This is a genomic window from Sphingobacterium sp. (genome assembly GCF_039596235.1).
Classification (GTDB): Bacteria; Bacteroidota; Bacteroidia; order Sphingobacteriales; family Sphingobacteriaceae; genus Sphingobacterium.
This window is the reverse complement of record NZ_JBCNKE010000009.1, coordinates 77052-102517: the sequence shown is the minus strand read 5'-3', so window position 1 is coordinate 102517 and position 25466 is coordinate 77052. Positions and strand designations below refer to the sequence as shown.

Here is a 25466-nt window from a genome sequence, read left to right as displayed (position 1 = left end):
TTATGGTTATCACTAATATAAACTTAAAACAAAGATAGTTAGTTCATCGTTAAGAAATGTTAAAAATAAATCTAAAGCACGATATTTGCTTATAATAGTACGATATTGAAATCCATTCAATAAACGAGGTATTTTTCTTTTGTTACGATTTGAGTAACATATCAACCTCTCTTATAGTAGACATATATAACAAGATGCAAAAAACACATATTCTCTGGGCTGATGACGAAATTGACTTTCTAAAACCTCATATTTTATTTTTAGAAAGTAAGGGGTATAAAGTTGATACGGTCAACAATGGAAACGATGCGGTTGAGGCCTTTAAAAATGGTTTTTTTCACTTAATATTTCTAGATGAAAACATGCCGGGATTGACCGGGCTCGAAACACTCGCGATCATCAAATCCATTAACCCCACAGTTCCGATTGTACTCGTCACCAAAAATGAAGAAGAGCACGTCATGGAAGATGCGATCGGTTCTAAAATAGATGACTATCTCATCAAACCGGTAAATCCGAAACAGATTTTGATGACCATAAAAAAACTCACTGAAAACAAACGCATTGTCAATGAGAAAACTTCCATGGCCTATCAACAAGATTTCCGCAACCTGGGCATGATATTAAATGACAACCTGGATTTCAGCCAATGGTCAGAAGTATACAAAAAACTTGTTTACTGGGAATTATCTCTTGAGAAGCTCGAAGACAACAACATGCATGAAATCCTGACGATGCAAAAGTCCGAGGCAAATATGCAGTTTTCAAAGTTTATCGAAAACAATTATATCAACTGGATCAGTAGACCTGAAAATGCACCTATTTTATCCCACCAGTTGTTTAAAAAGAAAGTATTTCCAGTACTTGAGGAAGAAATATCCACCTTTTTCGTCTTGATAGACAATTTACGTTATGATCAGTGGAAAATCATCAACGAAGTAATTACAGATTACTTCAGACTGGAGGAGGAGATCAATTATTTCAGTATTCTGCCTACAGCGACGCAATATGCAAGAAATGCCATCTTCAGTGGCTTAACCCCGCTGGAAATGGAAAAACGTTTTCCGAAGTTATGGCAAAATGATGAAGATGAAGGTGGCAAGAATTTATATGAAGATAAATTCCTTGATGATCAGATCAAAAGGTTGTACCGCAAACCAATAAAACATTCCTACACGAAAGTTTTAACACTTGAACAAGGGAGGGATGTTTTGGACAATCTTGGCAATATGATGCACAATCAGCTCAATGTCTTGGTCTACAACTTTGTGGATATGCTGTCCCATGCCCGGACAGATAGCTCCATGATCCGCGAATTGGCCAACGATGAAGCAGCATATCGATCGCTTACCTTATCATGGTTTGAACATTCACCCCTCCTAGAGGCGCTCAAATGGCTTTCACAGAAAAAGGTACGGGTTATTATCACCACAGACCATGGAACGATTCGGGTAAAAAAGCCAAGCAAAATCGTTGGCGATAGAAATACAAACACTAATCTCCGCTATAAACAAGGAAAAAATCTAAACTACATTGAAAAGGATGTGTTTACGATCAGGAACCCGCACGAGGCACAGTTACCGAAGCTGCATGTCAGCTCCACCTATGTATTTGCCAAAGAGGATTCTTACTTTGTATATCCAAACAACTACAATCAATTTGTCAATTACTTCAATGGGACATTCCAACATGGCGGAATATCCTTGGAAGAAATGATCATCCCCTTTGCGACATACTCGCCGAAATAGTAATTTTGCAGCATGGAAATTATCGTAAATACAACAGCTGATCTTTCTGCTGCGGCACAAACTCTTTTAAATAGTTTTCCAACGGATCGAATTTTTCTATTATATGGCCCAATGGGAGCAGGAAAAACGACCTTTATAAAATATTTATGTGAACAGCTGGGCGTAAAAGACAGTACTTCTAGTCCCACCTTCTCCATTGTCAATGAGTATGATTCTGACAATGGGCCAATCTATCATTTTGATTTTTATCGGATCAAAGATGAACAGGAGGCCTTTGATTTTGGCTATGAGGAGTATTTCTATTCAGGCGCGTACTGTTTTATTGAATGGCCTGAGAAAATACCAAATTTACTACCAGAAGAAGCAAAAGAAATACAGATCAGCATCTTAGATGCAGCAACACGTAAAATTTCTATCCGTTAAACTATCTTTCATCCCCATTATGGCTCATCCGTCCTCTTGTCAATATATCCCTTCCGATACCCACGTACCGGGATTAGCAGCAATTCATGCCGAAAATCTAAGTTTTTCATTCCATGAAAACAATGTGCAGTTTGCTGTTGAAAATGCGTCTTTTGCTATCGAAGGCGGGAGAATAACAGCTATTATTGGAGAGTCAGGAAGCGGGAAAAGTACATTACTTAGATTAATTTATGGTCTGTTGGAACCGACAAACGGTGTCGTCCGGTATAAAGGCTGGCAAGTGCCTACCCGCAAAGACAAGCTCATACCGGGACATGATGCCATGAAACTGGTGTCGCAGGGGTTTGACGATCTAAACACCTATGCGAATGTATGGGATAACGTTGCTTCACAGCTGCCTAATACGGATATCAAGCGGAAACAGGATAAAACCGCTGCAATTTTACAACGCCTGCGCATCGATCATCTGGCAAAGAAAAGAGTTGCTGACATCAGTGGGGGAGAAAAACAACGTGTTGCCATCTGCCGCGCATTGATCAATGAACCGGAAGTATTGCTGATGGATGAACCATTTAATCAAGTTGATGCGTCCTTTCGAGACACATTGCAGCAAGACATCAAAGATATCGTTAAGGAAACAGGTCTTACGATCATCCTCGTTTCACATGACCCCACAGAGGTACTCGCGCTGGCGGACAACCTTATTGTCATGAAATCGGGAAAAATATTAGATCAGAATAATCCTCACCTATTGTATAGTCAGCCATCACATCCTTATACGGCACAATTATTGGCAAAAAGCAATATCCTCAGCCCCGAAAAAGCTCAAAATTTAGGTATCCAAAGCGATAAGTCCATTGCCATTCATCAAGAATGGATTTCTATTTCGCCAACAGAAGCGTCGTCTTTCTTTGTCAAAGACATTAAATTCAGGGGTTTCTATTACGAACTTGTAATTTCCAATACTATCGTTGATCTACATTGTATCAGCACTTCACAGTTAATCCCAGAGAAAAATCAAGCTATTGATCTAACAATTTCCAATTGGGTCACTTTCGATTAATGCAAATCTGACAACCAGGATAAAAATGCATCAAACCATTTTTTTTCCGAGGTTTTATTAATTAATCCAAAGCCGTGGCCCCCTTGATCAAAAACATAAAGCTTATTTGGGACATGGACTTTATCCAGTGCAGCCATCATTCTATAGCTGTTTTCGATCGGAACAGCAGTATCATCTTTGGCATGCACAAAGAAAGCAGGACAGACTTCAGGTGAAACCTGTAGATCTGAAGAGAATAATTGAACTAGTCCTTCGGAAGGATTTTCTCCAAGGAGATTCATTTTCGAACCTTTATGCGTCACATCGTTCTGCATCGAAATAACAGGATATATCAATCCTGCAAAGTCTGGTCGCAATGAGATATGCGCTGGATTACTGATGTAAGCATTTTTAAACTTAGTCATCAGTGTTGATGCTAAATGCCCGCCAGCTGAAAAACCAATAACACCAACTTTTTTAAACTTTGGATTTGATTCCCGGATCAGCTGTATTGCCCGTTGGGCGTCTTGTAGGGGTCCGATACTTTTATCCCGCATAATATTAGGGGACGGTAATCTATATTGCAAGACATAGGCCGCATATCCATTGCTTACAAGTTCTTTGGCAACCGCATGCCCTTCGTGATCCATTGCAATATGCGCGTATCCTCCCCCAGGAATAACGAGTACGGCGATATTTTTAGCTATATTTTGATCCGGGGTGTAAATAAATAATTGCGGTCTGTTTTTTTCCAGCGAAGCTTGGGCTTTGTCCGTAGCATTTGGAATTGAATCCTGATAAAGATTAATCGCTTCCTGAGCTTTGGCAAGCGAAATTATAGCGCATAAGATCATAAGTATTTTTTTCATCCTTTTAAATTTGGTTTTTCAGTTATGGTTAAGCTATCAGCGTTATTTATCCCCACGATGTGATTACTCGTCCATATTTGTGATTCATGAGTTCGTTTACTCATTATTTTTGTAAGACATCCATGAGCTCATTTCGTTCGTTTCACTCTGTTCGAATAATTCATGATAGTTTCATCTGTATTGTATTTTATGGTATTAGGCTTTCATTATAGCGAGGAAACTACCAATAAGTCCAAATCTTTTGCGGTCATATTAAAGCGGGACGCCATATCGGCATTGGTTAGGTTGCCCTGATAAAGATAAATTGAACTTCTTATCCCGGGGCTTTTCCAAATTGCATTTTTCAATCCACCTAATTCGGCAAAATCCAACAAGATCGAGGTAAAAATATTACTCATGGCATAAGTTGCTGTACGAGCTACCCGCGACGCAATATTAGGGACACAATAATGAATGACATCAAATTTTCGAAAAACGGGCTTATCATGTGAAGTTACTTCCGATGTCTCAAAATTCCCCCCCTGATCAATACTGACATCAATAATAACCGAGTTCGGCTTCATCTTTGACACTGTTTCTTCGGAAATCACACAAGCAGAACGGCCATTGCGTGCGCGCAATGCGCCAATAACGACATCTGAACTGATTACGGCTTTATTGAGAATGATAGGCTGAATGACCGAAGTGAAAACCCTGCTTCCGAGATTATTTTGCAAACGTCGAAGTTTATAAATTGAATTGTCGAATACTTTTACTTGTGCGCCCAGGGCCAAGGCAGTACGAGCAGCTTGTTCCCCCACTGTCCCAGCTCCGATAATGACAACTTCAGTAGAGGCGACTCCGGTGACACCGCCAAGCATGAGTCCTTTTCCGCCGAAAGCATTACTTAAATATTCTCCGGCGATCAACGTTGCCGTCGCCCCGACAATCTCACTCATTGCCCTCACCACGGCCAAACATCCACCTTCATCGCGTAGGTATTCGTAAGAGATTGCTGTGATCTTCTTATGCATAAGTGCCTTTAATACCTCTACATTCATTAAAGACGGTTGCTGAGAAGATAATAGTACCTGCCTTTCTTTCATCAATTTGACTTCAGATACAGTAGGACTGCCAACTTTAATGATTAAATCTGCCTGGTATATTTCTTCTCTAGACGTCACGATACGGGCCCCTTGCTCGCTATAATGGTGATCCAAAAAATTAGCCCCGGCTCCAGCTCCAGTCTCAATTAAGACCTCATGCCCGTTTTCGACCAACAGTGCCACAGCCAATGGTGTTAAACATATACGCTTTTCCTGAAGTGAGATTTCTTTTGGAATCCCAATAAAAAGACTTTTTCCATTCTTTTTCTTCTCAAAAAGCATCTCTTTTGGAGAAATCATGGCCTGGCTCGCAAGCTTTCCTAACTCATTCATTTTATTAAATTGACTTTAGTTAAAATTACGATAAATAATCAATCTAATCAAACGCAGATAAAATTGCTAGAATCACTGCTCGCTGCCTGCCTTTAACAGCAGGCCATCGATCTTTGGTTAGCCTTCAGCAATCATTGGACAGTATAAAGATTAATGCATAGAAGACCATGGGAATGAAACAAAATTATCTACATTTGTCTAAATTAATCAGATATAATACGATGCTAAGTAAAATCAGTATAGTACCCAGGTGGATCATTTTTTTATTGGATATTTTCAGTGTCTCTGTTGCCTATCTCCTTGCAAACATCATTTATTACGATTTTAATTTCGATTTTCTCCTTGATATCGATTTCAGCATAAGGTATATTTTATTTGTAAGCGTTTGTTCCCTGTCCTTTTACCTATTCAAGATGTATACCGGGATCATTCGTTACACAAGTGCAATTGACTCCATCCGGATATTATCCACCATCATATTTAGTGTTTTCATGCTTTTAATCATCAAATTGATTATTCAGGCTAATGAAATTGAACGTAATATCCCCACCGCATTAATTATTTTCTTTGCACTCTTCTCATTTTTAATATTAACCGTATATCGAACTATCATCAAAATTTTCTTTCTCTATACTAAAAAGGTCAATGGCACCAGAAAGAAAACCCTGATCTATGGCGCCGGTGATCTCGGCATTGCTGTAAAAAGAACCTTAGATCACGATCTGAGATCGAAAAATGCGATCATCGGTTTTCTGGACGATAACGACCAGAAGATCAACAAAGTGATTGATGGCACCAAAATTTACTCATCTAAAAAATTTAACCATCTGATCAACACCCTGAATGTTGAAGAGGTCATTATTGCATCACACAATATTCCCTCAGAGCGCAAAAATGAAATTACGGATATTGCTTTGGAAAGGAATGTTAGTATCTTAACCCTTCCCCCTGTCAAAAAGATTATGAATGGGGATCTTAATCCTAACCAGATCCAAAAAATAAAAATTGAAGACCTATTGGAAAGGGATCCAATCAAAATCAATGACGACCATATCCTAAGCCAAACAAAAGGAAAAAGAATTCTTGTTACCGGCGCTGCGGGTTCCATCGGAAGCGAAATTGCCTCTCAATTAGGCAAATATGAACCACAGATGATTATTCTCTGTGATCAGGCAGAATCGCCATTACACAATTTACAACTGGATTTGCAGGACGAATTTCCAAATCAGGTATACCATACCTATATCGCGGATATCCGAAGTACAGAAAGAATGCGCTTGCTCTTTGAAACATTCAAACCACACTATGTCTATCATGCAGCGGCTTACAAACATGTTCCTATGATGGAAAATCATCCGCTTGAAGCTGTACAAACCAACGTTATGGGCACGAAAAATCTAGCTGATCTAGCGGTGGAATTTCAGGTCGAAAAATTTGTTTTCGTTTCAACAGACAAGGCTGTTAATCCAACAAATATTATGGGAGCAACAAAAAGAATCGCGGAGATATATGTACAGTCGTTGAACAATCATTTGGAGAGTTTATCAACTGGAAAAGTCAGTACAAAATTTATTACTACGCGTTTCGGAAATGTTCTTGGCTCAAATGGTTCTGTTATTCCTCGATTTAGAGATCAGATCCAAAAAGGCGGCCCTGTTACAGTAACACATCCTGAAATCACACGTTATTTTATGACTATACCCGAAGCCTGCCGACTAGTCCTTGAGGCTGGAGCTATGGGCCAGGGCGGAGAAATCTTTGTTTTTGACATGGGCAAATCCGTGAAGATCGTTGAGCTTGCTAAGAAGATGATCCGTCTTTCCGGATTTAAGCCAAATGAAGATATCGAAATCAAGTTCACTGGTTTAAGACCAGGCGAAAAACTCTATGAAGAGCTACTAAACGACCTCGAGAATACCCTTCCAACACACCATGAGAAAATTATGATCGCCAAAGTGCGTGAAAATAATTATAACATTGTCAGTTTAAAATTAGCGGAATTGAAAGAAAGATTAGCCACTCAAAATAAGAACGAGGTCGTTTACCAAATGAAGTTGATCGTTCCGGAATTTAAAAGCAAAAATTCGATCTACGAACAATTGGATAAAGAAATCGAATTATCAAATGAGTCCGAAAACAAAAGTTAATTCACTTTAAAATTTCCAAAACACTTGCAAATTTGTTCGAAAATTGTATTTTTGCAATCCATATTTTACTGATTAGTAATGTCTAAAAATACAAATAATACAAATCAAGGTTTAAAACCTTCAAAAGGATCTTTTTTTCAGGATAACCAAAAAAGCGTTGCGTTTATTTTAGGTGGTATCGTTGTATTGATTTTGCTGTACTTTGGATACGAGAAGCTCTATTTGCAACCGCGCGCAGAAGAAGCATCAAATCGCATGTATAAAGCCGAGCAGCTTGTTACAATTGACTCTTTACAGAATAAAGCGATTACAGGTGATGGATCATTCCTTGGTTTTAAACAAATTGCTGAAGAATATTCAAATACAAAGTCTGCAAATATTGCAAATGCATATTTAGGTGGGCTTTACCTACGTCAAGGAAAATTTGATGATGCTGTAAAAGCATTGGAAAAATATTCACCTACAGGAAGTCAAATCTTAGACCCACTGGTTATCGGTTTAACAGGTGATGCCTATTCAGAGTTAAAAGACTACAAAAAAGCTGCTGATTACTATAAACAAGCATCTGAAAAATCAAGCAACTCATACACAACTCCACTATTCTTAAAAAAATTAGGACTTGTTTATGAAGCACAAAACGACTACAAAAGTGCTGAAACAGCATACCAAAAAATCAAAACTGATTTCCCAGAAAGCCAGGAAGCATCGACAATCGACGGTCTGCTGGGCAGAGTACAAGCACATTTATAAGAGATCATAAATACACAAAAAAAGAGGCTATTTGATAGCCTCTTTTTTTGTGACCATCTAAATTCATTATCTTTGTATCTATTATGGCAAGTAGCATTAAAAATCTATCAGACTTTTCGCATATCCAAGTTGCGGATGCAAGTCCATTCAAATTTGCAATTGTAGTTGCACAGTGGAATGCAGAAATTACTGGTGCATTATTGAACGGCGCAATCTCAGGTTTAGAAAAACATGGCGCAAAAGAAGGTAATATCGAAATCATTGAAGTTCCAGGGAGCTTCGAACTGACTTCCGGAGCGGATCTGGCATTGAGAAATCAAAGCTTTGATGCTGTTATCTGTTTGGGTTGTGTGATCCAGGGAGAAACCAGACATTTTGATTTTATCTGCCATGCGGTTGCAAATGGCGTGTCAAATGTAGGACTAAAATATAACAAACCGGTTATCTTTGGCGTACTGACGACGGACAACCTGCAACAAGCTTTGGATCGCGCTGGTGGAAAACATGGCAATAAAGGAGAAGAAGCCGCTATTACAGCAATACAAATGGCTGCCATTGCTAAAAAATTCTAGTTTGGTATCAATTTTGTCTATTATTTAATCATGAAAAAGTATTCTGGGCTAAAACATAAAAACGCAGGAGTACTTTTATTTTAAATAAATCGATTAATAAAGTATGATAATATCTTATTAATCGATTTTTATTTTTTAGATATGATTATGAAAACATTCTCAAACATACTTTTAGTATTGATGTTATCGTTCTTCGGTTCCGGGCATTTATCTGCCCAGAATGATAGTCTGAACAAACAGATCTGGCGTAGTATCGGTGGGCAGGGCAAATGGGATTCCCTACAGTATCTCGCTTTTTCAGCGAAAGGAAATACCGTATCAGAAGAGCTATCCAATGAAGAACGTAAATTCCTCTTTAACCGAACCACGGGAGAATGTAGATTCGATGGGTTCAGTGGTTCTGATCAGGTGACCTATTTATTCAATTTTAAAGGAAGCAGTGCCGATAAACTTTTTATTGCGGGCAATGCAGTTACTGACAGACAGGAAATAAAGAAATCCATAAAAAACCAGCTTTTTGCGGACCTTAATCTACTTCTGCTACCCACGCTAATAGAGCAAAGAAGTGTGCAGTTTAAAATTCAGGAAGAACGTTTTATTGGTGGACAAAAACTTACAATCGCAAGTATTACCTCCTCAGCCCCAGTTCTCGGTTCGAAACTGGAGGGTTTAATCTATATCGATCAAAATACGGGCGAAATTACTCGTTATGAATACACTGATAAATCAGAAAAAATCAGTTATGAGGTTAGCAAATACAAAGAAATAGGAGATGGAATACGTCTGCCCAGTTTATTTAGCGCAGCAAGCAACGACAAGAGAACCTGCGTCTTCTCTTCGATCTCCTCCTTTGTACAAGTCGAGCAAAAGAAATTTAAAGAATTATAATTATGATCAATTGGATAGAATTAAATACAGAAGAACAATTACAGGCGCTATATCAATCAGATAAAGTTTCTGCCATATTCAAGCATAGTACGACTTGTGGCATCAGTAATATGGCAAAACGCAGCTTGGAGCGGATGTCAAATACTGCTGATCAAGACTATTCGATTTATCTTTTAGACCTGTTGCGTTATCGCGCGCTTTCCAATGAAATTGCACAACGCTGGAATATTGAGCATCAATCCCCGCAAATACTTATTGTCGAAGGTAAAAATAGCCTTTACAATGCTTCGCATGGGGATATCCAATTTGACGAAATTGAAAAATACCTATAGTTATTTGATCATGAACACTTTGCCCTTATCATAAGCGCTCAGTGTGAGATGATCCCAAGTCATCATTCCTTTAAATTTTTTGCTTAATTCGCATGAGTTTTGGATAACGATGACTTGGGATTCCCCAACCAGTTTTACCGTATTGTCGAATGACAATCATTGTCCCTTCATCCTTATATCTTCCGCAGACTCTTCGATTAGCGTGGAGGACATCTATGAACTCACAATTAAATCTTTGGCGAGAGCTGAGCTGTATCTGTTTGATTATTTATAAATCTCTACTGTTACCTTACCGTCTTTGGTTACGGTCCCTCTGTACATACCTTCGGTATTAAATGGCATAGCGACATGCCCCTGCTTGTCCATGACGATCATTCCGCCATCTCCGCCCATCTTTCCAATTCGATCAATGACCGCTTGGCCGGCTTGCCATATATTATCATTTTTATATTCCATTAAGGCCGAAACCGAATATGCGGCTACACTACGAATATAAAATTCACCCCAACCGGTACAGGAAACTGCACAGGTCGCATTATTCGCATAAGTTCCTGCGCCAATAATTGGTGAATCGCCTACACGGCCAAATTTTTTGTTGGTCATTCCACCGGTCGAGGTACCCGCAGCTAGATTTCCCTGATTATCCAATGCGACACAACCCACTGTCCCAAACTTAGAATCCTTGTTAAGGATCCCTAAACGTGAGCTCTGCTTCTGATCGTGATCCAGCTGTGTTTTGGTGCTGTCTTCCTTTTTAATTTTTTGCAAGGCATCCCAGCGCATTTTAGTCCAGAAGTAAGATGGATCCACAAGCTGTAAACCCACTTCTTTGGCGAATTCTTCTGCTCCTTTGCCTACCATCATCACATGTTCGGATTTTTCCATCACCGCACGCGCTGCGGAAATGGGATTTCTAATAGTTGTAACCCCAGCAACCGCACCTGCAGCCAGTGTTTTACCGTCCATGATAGACGCATCCATTTCATTTCTTCCGGCGTTTGTAAATACAGCTCCCTTTCCGGCATTAAACAAAGGAGAATCTTCCATCACATGAATAGCGCGCTCAACCGCATCCAAGCTGGAACGTCCCGCCTTCAATTGGTTATAGCCTTCATTCAAAGCTTGTTCTAAGACAGTTTTATAAGCCTGCTCCATCGAGTCGGTCATATTTTTTTTCAAAATTGTCCCTGCTCCACCATGAATTGCCAGAACAAATTTTTCTTTCATTTCTTCTTTTTTATTTCCATCGTTGCGATTACAGGAAGCCGCAACCGCAGCAGCTCCGATAATCATCGCTATCATTGCATGTATCTTCATATTATTCTTGTATATAGCCTAAATTTTGCACCCTATTTTTGGTCACAAATATTTCATCATAGGAAGCGAAGAATTTTTACGAGCACAGTTTGCTGCCATCATTTAAATAAATTCCCATAATTGACAGATGAGGCGGATTGGCTGCAAATAATTACCGAAGAAATGAAATGTTTTTTGTCCTATTCATCGTCTTTGTCCCACCATTCGGAAGCCTGTAAATCATCTATTTCACGACGATCTTTCTTCGTTGGTCTTCCTGTTCCGCGGTCACGTTTAAGCACTGGTGCCTGAAATACCGATTTATAACCCACAGTATCTTCTACCGGGGTTTGATCTTCATAAAACTGCACAGCAGTTTTTGCATCCACCCTACGCTCAAGAAGACCAATTACCTTAACGACCTTCTTCTCTATTCCTTTTTGGATATGATAGACATCGCCGATCTTCACTTCGTAAGAAGGTTTAATATTTTGACCGTTTAGCTTTACCCGACCCGCCTTACAGGCTTCGGTCGCCAAAGTCCTTGTCTTAAACACTCTTATCGACCATAAATATTTATCAATTCTCAATTTTTCTGATGCTGCTGCCATAGCACAAAAATAGTTATATTAGCAAATTATCGTGGTATTTCCACCCAAAATTAACAGATTCTCCGGATGAATATTTTCTTCACCGCTGGGGAGAGATCGATAAAGTTGCTTTTAAATACAACTTTATCTAAGTTTGTACATCAAAATAAACAAATTCAAATAAGCAAACAAATAATATGGTAGAGCCACTTAAAAAATTGATTGAGGAAGCTTGGGAAGATAGACAACTATTGGAGTATAAGGAATATGCAGAAGCTATTCGGACAGTAATCATGAAGCTTGACAGCGGTGAAATCCGTGTAGCAGAATTGATTGGCACCAGATGGCATGTAAATGACTGGATCAAGAAAGCTGTTATTTTATATTTCCCGATCAACGATATGCGCGAAATGACTGCAGGTCCTTTTGTATTCCATGATAAAATGAAGCTAAAAACAGACTACAAACATACTGGTGTACGGGTTGTTCCTGGTGCTTCTGCCCGTTTGGGTGCTTATTTAGCAAAAGGTGTCATCATGATGCCTTCTTATGTCAATATCGGAGCCTACGTAGACGAAGGCACAATGGTAGATACCTGGGCGACAGTTGGATCTTGTGCTCAGATCGGCAAACATGTGCACTTAAGTGGTGGTGTTGGTATCGGTGGTGTACTTGAGCCAGTTCAGGCAGCTCCGGTTATCATTGAGGACAATGTATTTATTGGATCAAGAGCGATCGTTGTTGAAGGTATTCGCGTCGAAAAAGAAGCGGTGTTAGGAGCAAATGTCGTATTGACTGCATCAACCAAAATTATTGATGTTACTGGACCTGAACCAGTAGAATACAAAGGCTATGTCCCTGCCCGTTCGGTTGTCATCCCTGGATCTTATACTAAAAAATTTGCCGCTGGCGAGTATCAAGTTCCTTGCGCATTGATCATTGGTCAACGCAAAGAATCGACCGATAAGAAAACATCATTAAATGATGCTTTACGTGAGCATAATGTGGCTGTCTAATTCAAGATCAGAATTAAAAAAATAAAAAATGAGTGCATTTGTGGATCGAGAGGATCTGAACATGGCGTTGGAAACGCTGAAAGCTGGTGGGTTAATCTTATACCCAACAGACACCATCTGGGGAATAGGCTGTGATGCCACCAATCCTGATGCAGTAGAGAAAGTCTTTCAGTTGAAAGGGAGAGATAAGTCCAAAAGCCTAATCGTCCTTTTACATAACGACAACCAATTGGCTAGTTATGTAAACGAAATCCCTGATGTTGCTTATCAACTTATTGAATATACAGACAAGCCCTTGACCATAGTCTATTCGAATGCCAAAAATCTTGCCCCCAATGCCATTGCAGAGGACGGCTCGATCGGCATTCGAATTGTCAAACATCCTTTTTGCGAACAGCTACTGCAACGTTTCCGTAAGCCCATCATCTCTACATCCGCAAATATCAGCGGCGAACCGACAGCAAAAGATTTTAATGAAATCGCTGAAGAAATCAAAACAGGTGTAGATTATATTGTCGCATACGATAGGCATGTGAAAACGGATGGTAAGTCGTCTACCGTAATGAAACTGGATCCAAGTGGTAAATTTGAATTTATTCGAAAGTAATATAAAACAGGCCTATATCCTATTTGAATACCGTCTTTACAGGCAAGCATGATAACTTGGCTCTTATGCCCGGGCAGTAAATCGGATGGCTCCATAAACTTTAAAAATCAACTTCTATACAGATGAAAAAGATTATTTTATTTTTTACACTGTCAATTGCTGTAAGTACACAATTGCATGCACAAAAAAAAGAGGTCCCTTCGGCAAAGCCAGGTGTAAAATATGGAAAGGAAATTCAGGCAGCTAAGGCGATTTCTATTGCTAAATTAGAGAAAGAGTTAAGCAGCAAGCATACATTCACGGGCAAAATTGAAGGTAAGGTTGTTGAAGTCTGCAAAAAGAAAGGTTGTTTTATGACCCTACAGCGAGATGGCGAGGAGCCTATTATGGTTCGCTTTAAAGATTACGGATTCTTTATGCCAGCAGATATCGTTGGCAAGACCGTTGTTGTCGTAGGGGTAGCTAAGAAAAAAGAAACGTCAGTGGCTAGCCTGCAACATGCCGCAAAAGATCTCGGCAAATCGCAAGCAGAGATAAATCAGATAACGCAGCCAAAAAACGATATTAATATTGTTGCTGATGGTGTTCTAGTGGTCAGATAAACAGGACTTATAATCGTTATTCTCTCCCCAGCAGCGGAGAACAATTTATTCCGATGAAAAAATTTCAGACAGCACCTGCCCCATCCATCAACGTCGGTGGAAAACTAATGACATTTGAAAAACCTGTTATCATGGGTATTCTCAATGTAACGCCTGATTCCTTTTTTGATGGTGGCGATAATACCACGGTGGAGAAAGCGCTGGAAAAAGCAGGACATCTTTTAGAAGCGGGAGCTCAGATCCTCGATATTGGCGCTTACTCTTCACGTCCGGGTGCTCCATTGATCTCTTCACAGGAGGAAATGGACAGAGCACTTCCCCCTATTCAGGCCATCAGAAATACATTTCCAGAAGCCATCTTATCCATAGATACCTTTCGGGCGGATGTTGCCGCTGAAGCTATTGATGCTGGAGTGCACATGATCAACGACGTATCTGGTGGCACGCTTGATGAGGAGATGTTTGCAACAGTAGCCAAGTATCAGGTTCCTTATATTCTAATGCATATGCGGGGAACTCCGGAAAACATGCAAGAGCAAACCGAATATTCCGATATCGTGACCGATGTTGCTACTTTTTTGGGACAGGGTATAGCGCAGTTAAGAGATTTGGGTGTAAAGGACATTATCCTCGATCCTGGGTTTGGCTTTGCGAAAACAATCGATCAAAATTACGAATTGTTATACCGTATTAATGAGCTCCACTATTTTGGACTACCAATTTTAGGTGGTATATCCCGTAAGTCTATGATTTACAAAAAATTGGGCGTTACAGCCCAAGAGGCCCTTAATGGAACTACTGCATTAAACACGTTATTGCTCGAAAGAGGGGTACAGCTTCTTCGTGTCCATGATGTAGCAGAAGCGAAACAGCTCATAGATCTTTTCTATTAGTAGGTATGTATATGGATAAAATGATTTGAACTATACCCTACCCCTTGCTTTATTTTCCAATAAATGTTGGATCACTGAGCGTCTCTATAAAAGCGATAATATCCAGCTTTTCCTGTGCTGTTAATGGAATTCGATTCCCATTTTCTTTTAGAATAGGGTCAAGATTTTCTGCATCCAAGACACCCTTATCAAAATAATCCAAAACAGACCTTAAGGTTGGAAATTGGCCAAAACTCCCATAGGGAGCCGTATAGATAGCATTTCGTAACGACGGAACGCGAAAGGCCATCTGATCTGCCCGACGCCCTGTCACCCGTCCACGTCCTGCTTCCTCCGCATTTGGATTCAATGGAAAGCCAACATTCCTAAAACTCTGATCGGTAAATAATGCAGTACCATGACAACTTGCGCATTTACTTTTAAACGTTGCATATCCCCGGGCTTCTTTCTCCGTAAATTGATCGCCCTCATTTCTTTTTACACGATCGTATTTGCTGTTTGCTGAAATCAAAGTATACTCGTATTGTGCAATACTGCGATAAATCCGATCAGCTGTTATCGTTCCATCGCCAAAGGCCTGCGTAAATAATTTTTTATAATCGGCGTCACCAGCGATTTTACCGATAACCTCCAGAATAGAAGAGTTCATCTCCTCATGTGTAATTATCGGAACAAGCGGTTGTTTTTCCAGTTGCAGGATATTCCCATCCCAATTATAAAACTTCATAAATGCCATATTTTGGATGGCAGGGGTATTGCGAAATCCCGTCCGTCCGTAAATACCGACAGCCCGTGGCTTGCCATCTGAAAAAGCTAGGGCGGGATTGTGACAACTCGCACAGGAAATGGTATTGTTTCCGCTGAACCTCTTTTCATGAAATAACTTCTCGCCTAATTCGACCCCATATTTCGTCGGTCTATTTTGCGCTACGGAACTATTTAAAGCTGGAAATTCAGCAGGAGTCTCCAAAGCAATTTCAGGGTTGTTGATTGATTCGTTCACTTCTCTTTTACTGCATGACATTGCAATCAACAATGCGGTTAAGACCCATAGGACTGTTTTCATTCGAATACGTGATTTTGTATTAAGAATAACCGCCGATGCGGTTATTGTTGCTTGCCTAACAACAAGAAGCTGTTAGATGTTATAGTGAAACAAGGTCACCCTATGAACATCTGAGACATTACTATTTTTAAAATAAAGCTCCGGATGACCTTGTTATCAATTTATGTTTCCTTTAGTTGTTTTCTACACGTTCAACAGAGAACATACCACTCTTATTCTCTTTGCCATTACCACCAATATTATTTACAAATACTTCCATGGCTGCCATGCTGCTATGCAGGCTCGGTGTAATCGCATTTTTTGCTGTAAGGATTACCCTCGTTTGTCCACTCAACAGTTTATCCAAGTCTGCTTTGACGGTGATTTTAGGTGCATTGTTGCCCACGACAGCGGCAGCTGTAAGATCTAATGTAATATCGCGATAGGCATCTACACCCTGTGTATACGTTTCGGGCTTACCCCCTTCTCCGTTCAAGGTGCTTCCTGTATGAACCTGAAATGCTTTATTTTCACTGCCAAAGAAACCTTCGATCTTCGTAAAACGATAGCCAGTTGCCCATTGCCACATCATATCCGTATCGTTGGCACCTGCCGCCGCATAAAATGCCGGAAATCTGACCTGATCCAGTGTATTAATTTCTTGCTTCACTCCTAGTCCAAATTTGAGCTGCCGATATTCCCCGACAGGTATATTGGTCAATATATAGTCGAGACTTGCCGGTTTGGCTTGGTTAACGACAGTAGCACCTTTGTCCAAGTCATTTACATTGTAGGGAACCTCCGTTCCGTCTGCTTTTACAAGCCGGATATTGCTGACAACGTACTTAAGCTCGGAGAGATGATGCACTTGAGCGCTATCGGAAATATTGCTGGTTGCATCAACAGAATTGGCACCCCCCAAAACAATCGTGTTATTTTTAAAGGTATTATTAAAATGTAAACTGATATTGTTGGCGACTGGGCTGTGCTCGTTTTTGCTACAGGCAATCATTACGCATGAAACAGCCACTAAAATCAGATAGTTTGTTGTTTTTTTCATTGTATGTGTTATTTAAATGTGATTGATTTTTAAAAATTGACTTTTAGGGATGTGAAAATATTCCGTCCCATCCGCGGAATATTTCCCCAATCCGCATAGGTGCTATAATATTCATTCAAGAGGTTCTCGGCACCAACCTGAAAAACAGTTTTGAATCTGCCAAGACTGAAACTGTAATCTCCGGACAGGTTCCACAGATTGTAGGCCGCTGTTAGATCTTCACCGTATATGGGGCTGTAATTGCGCTGTGCGAAATCACCGTTTAGTGAAGTCTGCAAGCCGAGCCGTTTAGATCCATAATGCAGTGTTGTCTGATAACTCAATGGCCGTATAAAAGGGAGATTTCCCCCCGCGTCGTCCTTGCCTCTGGCATAGGTAAGCACCGCTTTCCAATGCAGGTTATCCAGGATTTTGTAATCCATGCTCACCGCTGTATTAAACAGCGTCGCATACTTCAACGATGTATAGCCTTTTACACCTATGGATTGATAATTCATGGGGCTTCCTAAACTCAGGATCCGTCCGATGATATAATTGTCGATGTAGAAGTAGTTGACTTTTGCGGCAACACTTAGTTTTTCCGTTTTGAATCCAACACTGGCATTGACCTCATAAGAAATCTCATTTTTGAGATCAGGATTTCCGATGTAATCATAACGATCAAAGCTATTGTAGATATAATAGCCATAGGCTTCCGAAACGGAAGGAGCACGATGTCCAAAGCCTGTTCCGATTGCGATATCAAATTGATTTAAGTTTAACTCGTAACTGGCCTGTAGGCTTGGAAGTACCCTGTTCTTTTTTTGTGGCGCTCCCGGATGAAAAATCCAGTTAAATTCCACGTATTTTGAGTAATTGTAATTCCAGCCTAACGAACCGCCTAAATTCACCTTATCTCGATCGGAAATTTCCCAGGAATTATTCATCGCAATACTTGCAAAACGGGTTGTAATCCAAGGCCAGCTGTAGGCAAACATGGTTTGTTTGGAACGATCCTGAGGATACATCCGCATTTCCGCTATAGAGAGATTATCATAGGCATTCAACTGTATTTCCGAGGAATACTGATCTTTTTTCAAATTTATTTTTGATACCAACCCATAGGTCGTACTCCATCCCGGCATATCCATGTGTACCAAATTCTCCGGACGCGTCGTATCATCCATATAGTGCTCCACAGCGTTGAAATAAACTTTGGTATCCCATACTTTTACCAAACCTTCCTCAAACAATTGCTTATAGGATGCGGATGTAATAATCGCACGTGATAACCAGAGGTCCATAGGCAAAGCCGGGAAACCAACATCTTTTGCACGGTCAAATATCGCATCTACCCGGATGGCAGAAAGCGGACTTGTCTTATAGGCTAGGCCCAATGATGCGTTCAGTTTATTATATTGTGAATGCAATACTTCTTTGTTGTTCCCGTCATAATAATTACCTGCGTTACGATAGGCAATACTACCATCGGCAACAAAATTGTCTGTTGAATAGAATAGATTACCAAGATTAAATGCCTGCTTATTATTAAATTCGAATCCTGTCTGATAAGCTCCGCCTATTTTTTGAGGTAGACCAAAGGGGGTGTTCCTCTTTTTAAGGTCTATACTTCCCGCAACAGTAGCTCCATGCATATTCCCCCCTTGTCCGGATTTGATATCAATGGAAGACAGGTTATTACTTTCCACATAGGAAGTTATGGGATCCATCTTATCTGTACAGGCGCCAAATATATGCATGCCATCAATGGTTATGGTTGAACGCTCCGTACTCATGTTATTTAACAGAGGCTCCCATGCATAGGCCCCACGCTTGATAAAGCTGATATTGTCCGCTGAAGCCAAAAACTCATCGACGGAGACAGCCATTTTCAGGTCACTTTCAACTTTTCGCCTGACCTGTGCGTCGACATTAACTTCGCCTAACCTTCTGGTTGTATCTCTTTTTTCGGGGGTATTCTGCCCATGTACTTTCAATCCAAGAGAAAGAATAAAAAGAACAGTACTTAATTTCTTCATGATTCTTAGAATAAAATATCGAGATGTAGCTCGCTCTTACGTCCTTCCACTCCCGGTGTAAAATCCTTTGGCACCTCAGTACCACGGACTACTTTTCCATCTGGATCCAACAGGATAAAATTTAATGTCCAATTTCCTGTCATGGTGTAATTCACCACACCATGGTATAAACCGTCCCTATCCTGGATCAAATCTTTGTTGTTAGGAGATGAGTGATTGCCCATAGAAGGTTCAGGCATACGTGGGTCTAACTTCAGTGTATAAAGATCGGCTTGCGAATAGGAAAACTTCAATTGATCAGCGATGCTCTTCGATGAAGAATCAAGTGGCTTATTCAATTTATAGATACCAGCGACCAATTTATTTTCTGCAACATTGGGTTTCTGCGGAGAAACCAATGCGATGATATATTGCTGATCATCTTTCCCCGTAAAGGCAGTCATATTCAGATTTTTATTTGTCTGCTGTCTGACCGACACCTCTTTTATCAGGGAAACGGTTTGATTACCGACTGTGAAACTGATATCGAGGGTCCAACTTCCTTCGGTGCCACTTTCGCTCGTGAAAACTGTATAACCGAAAAAATACTTATTCTCCGCGTTATAACCGAAATCATACTGATTTGGACATGATCTTTTCTCTCCTGAAACAGCAGTCTGGATTGGCAAAAATGTAACGCTGGACACTTCCGCAGGCGTATTCGTTTGCGTGTCCTTGATTCTCACGCGGATATCATTATAACCGCGATAGAATGTTCCATTCAACGCCTCTATACTGATCGTGCAACCAGCGGTCACAGCACTTGTAACCTCCTTGAATTCAACAACCTCATCAACAACACCACCTCTTTCGGCTTCATAATCCGTTTTTCCTTTTGTACATGATCCGAGAAAAACGCATGCTATAGCACTATAAAAACCAATGGTTTTTATCAATAAACTTACCTTCATAAAAATCCTATCTTAGCTTGACTCACAGGCCGGGCTTTTGGCACGGGGACGAGCTGGAACCCGTCATCCAAAAAACGACGACCTGTCCAAATAAAATTTTCATCTGCTTAAATTTTTATTCAGTACTGATAAAGCGATCAGATTTATTCATCGCGTGTACTAAGCGGCATTCAGCAATAGCTTTGCCCGGTTATTCCTGCTACGATCGAATAAATCACGATGGCTCCATCGGAATAAATTATACTTTATAGCCGATGAACTGACCATGAGTAGGTATATCGCTATCAATTAGCAACATACATGTCACGATGACTTCTAAAATGGATTTAAACTAACGGTGGGTGGAAAATTGTGAAGATTGGTCTGTAAGAATAATTTTCTTTATATTCAGGGAACGAGCGTTCCACTTCCTCTTCTTGAAATAAAGAAGAAATCTTAAAATCAAAACTCTGGGAGTTATTGATAAAAACGACATCGATAATACGTGATTCAAGGTTCTTTTGCTCCTTTTCTTCATGTTCACGCATTTTCTTCATCAGGATACATTGTCCTCTACACGAGAGTGCCTTATCGTTGAAACGGTTGATACATTCGTAACGGGCGATGTAATCCCGATTTAGCTCAAAAATGGACCATAGCCAAACTGTTGAGAAGCTCTGGAGGAGCATCAAAGGCAACAAAATCCATATGAACTGTCTAGCTTTCATCTTGTGAGTTCGGCAAATATATAAATGAATCGCTGAATACGCAAATTCAGTAGGAATATTAAAGTCCCCAAGTAAAGCCTTACCTGGGGACTGAAAAATCAAAAGACGGATTATTTTGGTACAACTGTAAGTACGGCTTTTTTATTACCGGCGGATAAATCCAGCATAAATTGATAGGTTTTTCCAGCGTCTAAGGTTTTACCCGTTTTGATACCCAGGTTTCCGGAATCACGTCCATTTTTACCGTCACCGATAAAAATCAGATCGCTCGGGGTTGTCACATCCGTTCCGCCAAATTCGCCACCCCAGCCTTTCTGATGGAAAAACTTAAAGTTGATATTATCGGTGTTGATAGACTCCCCAGCCTTTACTGTAATTTGGTACTTCTTATTCCCCAATGGGACTAAACAAAGTGCCTTATCTGTGTTCCAGCCCACCTGATTGTTGGATACCTTTGGTTTTCCAATACCTTCTCCAATAATCCATACAGCTCCAGTACCATCTTCCTGCAATTTAGCAAGGTCATTTCCCGCCATCGCTTCGACGACAAAATACTTTAGCGCAAAATCAGCCGTAACCCGGTATTTTCCATTAATGCCATTAAATGTAATGGTTCCATCGGTTGACTGGCTAAAGAAATCCGGATCAATCCACCAATCTTTCAAATCTTCGATACCATCGATCGTGACCGAATTACCTTTGGTCATATTCAGTTCCGCTCTAAAATGTGTATCATCAAGACGATTAAAAACCGTACCGTCGATCGCGTAGGCGATAATAAAAGGTGATGCCTGATAAGTCAAGGTATTAAATGCGATACTATATACACCAGAGGTTGAATTTGAGAATGGAATATCCAATATGGATCCGAGTGAAACGGCATTATTGACCCATCCAAAAGTCATGTTATTCCCCTGCTCACCAACCTTTGGCGCCTGAATATACCCTTTAACGGAAAATGGAAAATTCTCCTTGGCGGCATATTGATTCCGTCCGGTTTTCTCCATCCGATAAGACTTTGATTCAGTAACCAAAGTGAGGTAAGGAAAGTCCGGACGGCTTAAATCTACTTCAAAAGACTGTTCAGTCTTCTTCTGACTAATATTCTGCAAAACAAACTTAAGCGTCGCTTTTCCATCTGGGATGTCTTTCAAAAAAGGGACATAAATTTTTCCACTATACTCGCCATTCTCTTTTGTACGGATCGTCGTTTCGCTAACTTTATCATCTGTAAAATATAATTGAGCTTTCAGCGTGGACAAAGCGACTTCGCTATCCGATACACGAACATTAAAAACCAAACTATCACCAAAATGGGCAGCAGAAATAGCTGATTTCAATTCAATTTTGGGATCGCCGATTTGATAAACATATTTTTCATCCTTTTTACAGGAACTGACAACAGCTACTGTTCCCAATAGTATATTGATGAGATATCTTTTCATAAGCCCATTATTTAGTTTTTCCACCGATAAGAGACGATTGAATTCGCGGGAACCTCATAGCTAAAATGATTTTTACCATCTGCCAGCGTAATTTTCCGATTATCACTCGATTCATTCAACAATACCACAGCATAGGTTCCGTCCGTATTTTGAAAGGCACTATAGACTAATCCTTCAGCGGTATATCCGGTAGCACCAATGCGAGTTGCCCCAGGCTTCACTACAGATGAAAGTTGACCTATAATATAATAATGCGAATTGCGTGTGATACTCTTGTAATTTGACTTGCTAATATCAACGGCGCCATAACAGGTCTGACAACCGCCCTGGCGATTTGGCCCTTTATCGGTATCCAGCATCAAATTCCAAACAATAACCCCCTTACTCCAATTATTCACTGTTCCCAACGCTACTTCGCGCATATCCTCCATCAAACGCTTGTCAAGGTTACGCCCCTCATTCCATTCGCCAATGGATGTTTCTGTAAAGACTAATTCTTTATCTGGTCGCTGGTTATGAATATCGATGAGCTCGGCCTTATCTCCACCATAGTTATGGTAGGCAGCGCCAGCGATAAAAGAAGCAGCGCCGGAGTCATTATAGATTTTGATCGGATAATCTTCCTGATCGGCCATATTATCATAATTATAATTATGGTCGAAAGCATAGATCTTTGTCGTTATACTTGCGGCCTTTAACTGAGGTCCCAAGGATTGTTTGATAAATGCCTGCTGTTCCTGCCATGACATGTACATTGAAGCAGAATTTTTTCGATTCAATGGTTCGTTTTGAACAGTAATCGAATAAATATTAATGCCCTCTTTTTTCATTGCCTGAATCCATTGCACAAAATACCAGCCGTAATCCTGATAGTATTTTGGATTTAATTGTCCACTGGTCCAGGAATCGAAAGGCCTTAGATCAGTCAGATTATTGACCTTCATCCATTTTGGTGGAGTCCATGGTGATCCCATAATTTTGATGCTCGGATTGATGGCCAGGATTTCCTTCAGCACAGGGATGACATATTGGGTTTCTTCTGATTGAAGTCCAAAATTTTCCTTTCCTTCTTTGTCCCAACAGGTATACTCACTCAATGAAAAATCCGAACAACCGATAGCAATACGGATATAGCTCATGCCTATTCCATCTTTATCGGAGAAAGTCTCGGTAAGAAATTTCTTCCGATCTTCCTTACTCATTTTCATCAGGTTGTAACATGTTGAACCGGTAATAGCCGCACCGAATCCGTCCATTGTCTGAAATTTTTGAGTGGGATTTAAGGTAATTGTATTCGGCGACATATTAAACTTTGTGCTAAAGTCGACGTATTTTCTGGTCAGATCATAGGCGCGCTTTGTATTGGTCATTACCACAGTGACATCGCCAGATTTTTTGATATCATCACCTTGTGAAGGTACGAAGCTATCACGGTTACAAGATGTTGCTGTGATCAAACAGGACAACAAGAATGTATATATCATAGTGTTATTATTACGTTTCATAAACAATTAAAATAATTAGTATCCTGGATTCTGAACTAAGTTAGGATTCTGGTCAATTTTCGGCTGTGGAATCGGCAGACGGTAGGAATTCTTTGTGAACGGATATACCCGCGCCTTTCTTCCTGAATCCTTCGCATACACGGCATTCATGACTGCTTCTACTTTCTCCAAACGGACCAAATCAAACCAACGCTGTCCTTCAAAGGCCAATTCCAGGCGGCGTTCTTTCAGATATGCTTCCAATAAAGCATCTTTATTGGACCGAATTCCCGCAGGTAATTTCGGTAATTTTACACGTGCACGGATCTTATCAATAATGTCAGCTGCTCCGGAAAGATCTGACCCTAATTGGATCTTGGCTTCGGCCTTTAGCAATAAAATATCGGCATAGCGGAGTTTGACGATGCTATTCAATCCCGAACGCAGCTTGAACATAAAAGGATAATGGTTTGAGGGGTAATAGTTGCTCCAGGTTGTTGTATAATAAACAATGGATTGCGCCATCCGAATTTGATCTGCTTCATTCGTATATGCCTGAATCAAATCGCGTGATGGTGTGACCCATTTGGCCCAGGTAAATGCATTGTCGTAATTAGCCAGGTCGCGGCCAAACATCCAGGTCGCCCAGTTTCCCGATCCAGGCATAAATTGCGCCTCTAAAATTGATTCTTTGGTATTTCGCTGCGCTAAATCGGTCTTTGCCGTATTCAATTCATAGAGATCTCCGTAATTAGGATTTAACTCAAAACCATCTCCGGCCAATGCGTCCGCATACTGAATAACTTTATTGTAATCCCGGAGGGGCTTTTCGGCATAGAGTTTGGCCAACATTGCCCGGGCGACAGACTTTGTAAACAAGGTTTTATTTGCATTGTTGTTGACCGGGGCATCAACCAGAGCCTCCAAAAGATCCTTCTCAATCTGTTTATGCGCTTCCTCTTCGGTCGCCTGTTTGGGGAAATATTCTGGATATACTGCTTCGATATTTTCCGCGGTAATATCTTTTCCCTGTGTTGTTATTACTGGAATGGATCCAAATATGCGCACCATATCAAACATTGCCAACGCCCGAAAGATTTTACCCTGTGCCTTATAGACTTTGATGTCCGCATCACTAATGGATTTATCCGCAACACTATCGACATTGATGATTAAACGGTTGGCTCGCGCGATATCTTCGAGATAACGCGCCCAATCGCGATCAATAACGGAATTAGATCCCTCAATAGAATTATTCTCAAAGGGTACAACTTCGGCTCCTGTTGTTCCTGCGTACGCATTGTCCGCATGGGAATCACCGATCAGCAATAGATCCAAGTACCAATGCTCTTGCCTATCGCGCATCTGTTGGTAAATCCCCGAAAGAAAGTTATCAACCTCGCTTTTATTTTTAAAGACGATCTGTGTTCCATTTTCAGTTTTACCTTGGCTCACATCTGTATAACTGTCCAGAGGATCACGATTTAGCGAGCAAGAAGCCAGCAGCAAACCTGTCACAAACAAAGGTAAAACGTATTTAATATTTGTTTTTTTCATCACAATT

At 40.4% G+C, this 25466-nt stretch carries 24 protein-coding genes; 12 read left to right on the top strand and 12 right to left on the bottom strand.

Annotated elements, in window-relative coordinates:
- Positions 1 to 194 precede the first annotated feature (194 nt).
- From ABDW32_RS17865 to ABDW32_RS17855, 3 genes are read left to right on the top strand one after another with little or no spacing between them, the layout of a single operon-like run.
- A complete protein-coding gene (locus ABDW32_RS17865; RefSeq protein WP_077438238.1) occupies positions 195 to 1748 on the top strand; it encodes a bifunctional response regulator/alkaline phosphatase family protein in 1554 nt (517 codons plus the stop codon).
- Between the two features lie 12 nt (positions 1749 to 1760).
- Entirely contained in the window at positions 1761 to 2171 is a 411-nt protein-coding gene (gene tsaE / locus ABDW32_RS17860) for a tRNA (adenosine(37)-N6)-threonylcarbamoyltransferase complex ATPase subunit type 1 TsaE (RefSeq protein ID WP_343564844.1), read from the top strand.
- Positions 2140 to 3234 (top strand): ABC transporter ATP-binding protein, encoded by a 1095-nt coding sequence (locus ABDW32_RS17855; RefSeq protein ID WP_343564842.1) that lies wholly within the window; start codon positions 2140 to 2142, stop codon positions 3232 to 3234. The genes tsaE and ABDW32_RS17855 overlap by 32 nt, the downstream gene beginning before the upstream one ends.
- Here ABDW32_RS17855 and ABDW32_RS17850 read toward each other — a convergent pair.
- Together ABDW32_RS17850 and ABDW32_RS17845 are read right to left on the bottom strand one after the other, a co-directional pair.
- Entirely contained in the window at positions 3231 to 4082 is an 852-nt protein-coding gene (locus tag ABDW32_RS17850) for an alpha/beta hydrolase (protein WP_343564840.1), read from the bottom strand. The two genes, ABDW32_RS17855 and ABDW32_RS17850, sit on opposite strands and share 4 nt — an antisense overlap.
- Before the next feature lie 206 nt (positions 4083 to 4288).
- Complete coding sequence (locus ABDW32_RS17845) at positions 4289 to 5500, bottom strand: alanine dehydrogenase (protein ID WP_343564838.1); 1212 nt, start codon at positions 5498 to 5500, stop codon at positions 4289 to 4291.
- Between the two features lie 221 nt (positions 5501 to 5721).
- On the opposite strand from ABDW32_RS17845, the gene ABDW32_RS17840 reads away from it, so the two are divergent.
- From ABDW32_RS17840 to ytxJ, 5 genes are all read left to right on the top strand, one after another.
- The gene (locus ABDW32_RS17840) at positions 5722 to 7647 is read left to right on the top strand and encodes a nucleoside-diphosphate sugar epimerase/dehydratase (protein ID WP_343564836.1); all 1926 of its coding nucleotides are present in this window, start codon (positions 5722 to 5724) and stop codon (positions 7645 to 7647) included.
- A gap of 78 nt (positions 7648 to 7725) precedes the next feature.
- Entirely contained in the window at positions 7726 to 8397 is a 672-nt protein-coding gene (locus ABDW32_RS17835; protein WP_343564834.1) for a tetratricopeptide repeat protein, read from the top strand.
- An 83-nt stretch (positions 8398 to 8480) separates the two neighbouring features.
- The gene (ribH, locus tag ABDW32_RS17830) at positions 8481 to 8969 is read left to right on the top strand and encodes a 6,7-dimethyl-8-ribityllumazine synthase (protein WP_343564832.1); all 489 of its coding nucleotides are present in this window, start codon (positions 8481 to 8483) and stop codon (positions 8967 to 8969) included.
- Positions 8970 to 9116: 147 nt separating this feature from the next.
- Complete coding sequence (locus ABDW32_RS17825) at positions 9117 to 9857, top strand: hypothetical protein (protein WP_343564830.1); 741 nt, start codon at positions 9117 to 9119, stop codon at positions 9855 to 9857.
- Positions 9858 to 9859: 2 nt separating this feature from the next.
- Positions 9860 to 10189: a bacillithiol system redox-active protein YtxJ gene (ytxJ, locus tag ABDW32_RS17820; protein WP_343564828.1), complete on the top strand. Its 330-nt coding sequence runs from the start codon at positions 9860 to 9862 to the stop codon at positions 10187 to 10189.
- Between the two features lie 264 nt (positions 10190 to 10453).
- Here ytxJ and ABDW32_RS17815 read toward each other — a convergent pair whose 3' ends face one another.
- Positions 10454 to 11506: an isoaspartyl peptidase/L-asparaginase gene (locus ABDW32_RS17815; protein WP_343564826.1), complete on the bottom strand. Its 1053-nt coding sequence runs from the start codon at positions 11504 to 11506 to the stop codon at positions 10454 to 10456.
- Positions 11507 to 11685: 179 nt separating this feature from the next.
- Positions 11686 to 12096: an RNA-binding S4 domain-containing protein gene (locus ABDW32_RS17810; RefSeq protein ID WP_077438247.1), complete on the bottom strand. Its 411-nt coding sequence runs from the start codon at positions 12094 to 12096 to the stop codon at positions 11686 to 11688.
- A gap of 176 nt (positions 12097 to 12272) precedes the next feature.
- On the opposite strand from ABDW32_RS17810, the gene ABDW32_RS17805 reads away from it, so the two are divergent.
- The 4 genes from ABDW32_RS17805 to folP all read left to right on the top strand — a co-directional run bounded on the left by ABDW32_RS17805 (position 12273) and on the right by folP (position 15193).
- The gene (locus tag ABDW32_RS17805; RefSeq protein WP_343564824.1) at positions 12273 to 13091 is read left to right on the top strand and encodes a 2,3,4,5-tetrahydropyridine-2,6-dicarboxylate N-succinyltransferase; all 819 of its coding nucleotides are present in this window, start codon (positions 12273 to 12275) and stop codon (positions 13089 to 13091) included.
- A gap of 28 nt (positions 13092 to 13119) precedes the next feature.
- The gene (locus ABDW32_RS17800) at positions 13120 to 13698 is read left to right on the top strand and encodes an L-threonylcarbamoyladenylate synthase (protein WP_343564822.1); all 579 of its coding nucleotides are present in this window, start codon (positions 13120 to 13122) and stop codon (positions 13696 to 13698) included.
- 122 nt (positions 13699 to 13820) lie between these two features.
- A complete protein-coding gene (locus ABDW32_RS17795; RefSeq protein ID WP_343564820.1) occupies positions 13821 to 14300 on the top strand; it encodes a DUF4920 domain-containing protein in 480 nt (159 codons plus the stop codon).
- A 53-nt stretch (positions 14301 to 14353) separates the two neighbouring features.
- Positions 14354 to 15193 (top strand): dihydropteroate synthase, encoded by an 840-nt coding sequence (gene folP, locus ABDW32_RS17790; RefSeq protein WP_343564818.1) that lies wholly within the window; start codon positions 14354 to 14356, stop codon positions 15191 to 15193.
- 49 nt (positions 15194 to 15242) lie between these two features.
- On the opposite strand, the gene ABDW32_RS17785 is transcribed toward folP, so the two are convergent.
- The 8 genes from ABDW32_RS17785 to ABDW32_RS17750 form a co-directional block, all read right to left on the bottom strand.
- Positions 15243 to 16259, bottom strand: a complete 1017-nt coding sequence (locus tag ABDW32_RS17785) for a cytochrome c peroxidase (RefSeq protein ID WP_343564816.1) — start codon at positions 16257 to 16259, stop codon at positions 15243 to 15245.
- 172 nt (positions 16260 to 16431) lie between these two features.
- Complete coding sequence (locus ABDW32_RS17780; RefSeq protein WP_343564814.1) at positions 16432 to 17298, bottom strand: MbnP family protein; 867 nt, start codon at positions 17296 to 17298, stop codon at positions 16432 to 16434.
- 29 nt (positions 17299 to 17327) lie between these two features.
- Positions 17328 to 19316 carry a TonB-dependent receptor gene (locus ABDW32_RS17775; RefSeq protein ID WP_343564812.1) on the bottom strand — a complete coding sequence of 663 codons (1989 nt, stop codon included), beginning with the start codon at positions 19314 to 19316 and terminating at the stop codon, positions 17328 to 17330.
- A 5-nt stretch (positions 19317 to 19321) separates the two neighbouring features.
- Positions 19322 to 20266 carry a hypothetical protein gene (locus tag ABDW32_RS17770; RefSeq protein WP_343564810.1) on the bottom strand — a complete coding sequence of 315 codons (945 nt, stop codon included), beginning with the start codon at positions 20264 to 20266 and terminating at the stop codon, positions 19322 to 19324.
- A gap of 326 nt (positions 20267 to 20592) precedes the next feature.
- Positions 20593 to 20973, bottom strand: coding sequence for a hypothetical protein (locus tag ABDW32_RS17765; protein ID WP_343564808.1), 381 nt, complete (start codon positions 20971 to 20973; stop codon positions 20593 to 20595).
- A 110-nt stretch (positions 20974 to 21083) separates the two neighbouring features.
- Positions 21084 to 22418: a DUF5125 domain-containing protein gene (locus ABDW32_RS17760; RefSeq protein WP_343564806.1), complete on the bottom strand. Its 1335-nt coding sequence runs from the start codon at positions 22416 to 22418 to the stop codon at positions 21084 to 21086.
- Between the two features lie 11 nt (positions 22419 to 22429).
- Positions 22430 to 23902 carry a glycoside hydrolase family 30 beta sandwich domain-containing protein gene (locus tag ABDW32_RS17755; protein ID WP_343564804.1) on the bottom strand — a complete coding sequence of 491 codons (1473 nt, stop codon included), beginning with the start codon at positions 23900 to 23902 and terminating at the stop codon, positions 22430 to 22432.
- 36 nt (positions 23903 to 23938) lie between these two features.
- Positions 23939 to 25459 (bottom strand): RagB/SusD family nutrient uptake outer membrane protein, encoded by a 1521-nt coding sequence (locus tag ABDW32_RS17750; RefSeq protein WP_343564801.1) that lies wholly within the window; start codon positions 25457 to 25459, stop codon positions 23939 to 23941.
- Between the last annotated feature and the right edge of the window lie 7 nt (positions 25460 to 25466).

What these genes read in the sequence shown, in the direction of transcription:
- ABDW32_RS17765 (WP_343564808.1), bottom strand. Translation starts at nt 20,973, where the DNA reads ATGAAAGCTAGACAGTTCATATGGATTTTGTTGCCTTTGATGCTCCTC.
- ABDW32_RS17815 (WP_343564826.1), bottom strand. Translation starts at nt 11,506, where the DNA reads ATGAAGATACATGCAATGATAGCGATGATTATCGGAGCTGCTGCGGTT.
- folP (WP_343564818.1), top strand. Translation starts at nt 14,354, where the DNA reads ATGAAAAAATTTCAGACAGCACCTGCCCCATCCATCAACGTCGGTGGA.
- ABDW32_RS17785 (WP_343564816.1), bottom strand. Translation starts at nt 16,259, where the DNA reads ATGAAAACAGTCCTATGGGTCTTAACCGCATTGTTGATTGCAATGTCA.
- ABDW32_RS17855 (WP_343564842.1), top strand. Translation starts at nt 2,140, where the DNA reads ATGCAGCAACACGTAAAATTTCTATCCGTTAAACTATCTTTCATCCCC.
- ytxJ (WP_343564828.1), top strand. Translation starts at nt 9,860, where the DNA reads ATGATCAATTGGATAGAATTAAATACAGAAGAACAATTACAGGCGCTA.
- ABDW32_RS17800 (WP_343564822.1), top strand. Translation starts at nt 13,120, where the DNA reads ATGAGTGCATTTGTGGATCGAGAGGATCTGAACATGGCGTTGGAAACG.
- ABDW32_RS17825 (WP_343564830.1), top strand. Translation starts at nt 9,117, where the DNA reads ATGAAAACATTCTCAAACATACTTTTAGTATTGATGTTATCGTTCTTC.
- ABDW32_RS17840 (WP_343564836.1), top strand. Translation starts at nt 5,722, where the DNA reads ATGCTAAGTAAAATCAGTATAGTACCCAGGTGGATCATTTTTTTATTG.
- ABDW32_RS17750 (WP_343564801.1), bottom strand. Translation starts at nt 25,459, where the DNA reads ATGAAAAAAACAAATATTAAATACGTTTTACCTTTGTTTGTGACAGGT.
- ABDW32_RS17755 (WP_343564804.1), bottom strand. Translation starts at nt 23,902, where the DNA reads ATGATATATACATTCTTGTTGTCCTGTTTGATCACAGCAACATCTTGT.
- ABDW32_RS17850 (WP_343564840.1), bottom strand. Translation starts at nt 4,082, where the DNA reads ATGAAAAAAATACTTATGATCTTATGCGCTATAATTTCGCTTGCCAAA.
- ABDW32_RS17780 (WP_343564814.1), bottom strand. Translation starts at nt 17,298, where the DNA reads ATGAAAAAAACAACAAACTATCTGATTTTAGTGGCTGTTTCATGCGTA.
- tsaE (WP_343564844.1), top strand. Translation starts at nt 1,761, where the DNA reads ATGGAAATTATCGTAAATACAACAGCTGATCTTTCTGCTGCGGCACAA.
- ABDW32_RS17845 (WP_343564838.1), bottom strand. Translation starts at nt 5,500, where the DNA reads ATGAATGAGTTAGGAAAGCTTGCGAGCCAGGCCATGATTTCTCCAAAA.
- ABDW32_RS17805 (WP_343564824.1), top strand. Translation starts at nt 12,273, where the DNA reads ATGGTAGAGCCACTTAAAAAATTGATTGAGGAAGCTTGGGAAGATAGA.
- ribH (WP_343564832.1), top strand. Translation starts at nt 8,481, where the DNA reads ATGGCAAGTAGCATTAAAAATCTATCAGACTTTTCGCATATCCAAGTT.
- ABDW32_RS17770 (WP_343564810.1), bottom strand. Translation starts at nt 20,266, where the DNA reads ATGAAGGTAAGTTTATTGATAAAAACCATTGGTTTTTATAGTGCTATA.
- ABDW32_RS17865 (WP_077438238.1), top strand. Translation starts at nt 195, where the DNA reads ATGCAAAAAACACATATTCTCTGGGCTGATGACGAAATTGACTTTCTA.
- ABDW32_RS17835 (WP_343564834.1), top strand. Translation starts at nt 7,726, where the DNA reads ATGTCTAAAAATACAAATAATACAAATCAAGGTTTAAAACCTTCAAAA.
- ABDW32_RS17760 (WP_343564806.1), bottom strand. Translation starts at nt 22,418, where the DNA reads ATGAAAAGATATCTCATCAATATACTATTGGGAACAGTAGCTGTTGTC.
- ABDW32_RS17795 (WP_343564820.1), top strand. Translation starts at nt 13,821, where the DNA reads ATGAAAAAGATTATTTTATTTTTTACACTGTCAATTGCTGTAAGTACA.
- ABDW32_RS17775 (WP_343564812.1), bottom strand. Translation starts at nt 19,316, where the DNA reads ATGAAGAAATTAAGTACTGTTCTTTTTATTCTTTCTCTTGGATTGAAA.
- ABDW32_RS17810 (WP_077438247.1), bottom strand. Translation starts at nt 12,096, where the DNA reads ATGGCAGCAGCATCAGAAAAATTGAGAATTGATAAATATTTATGGTCG.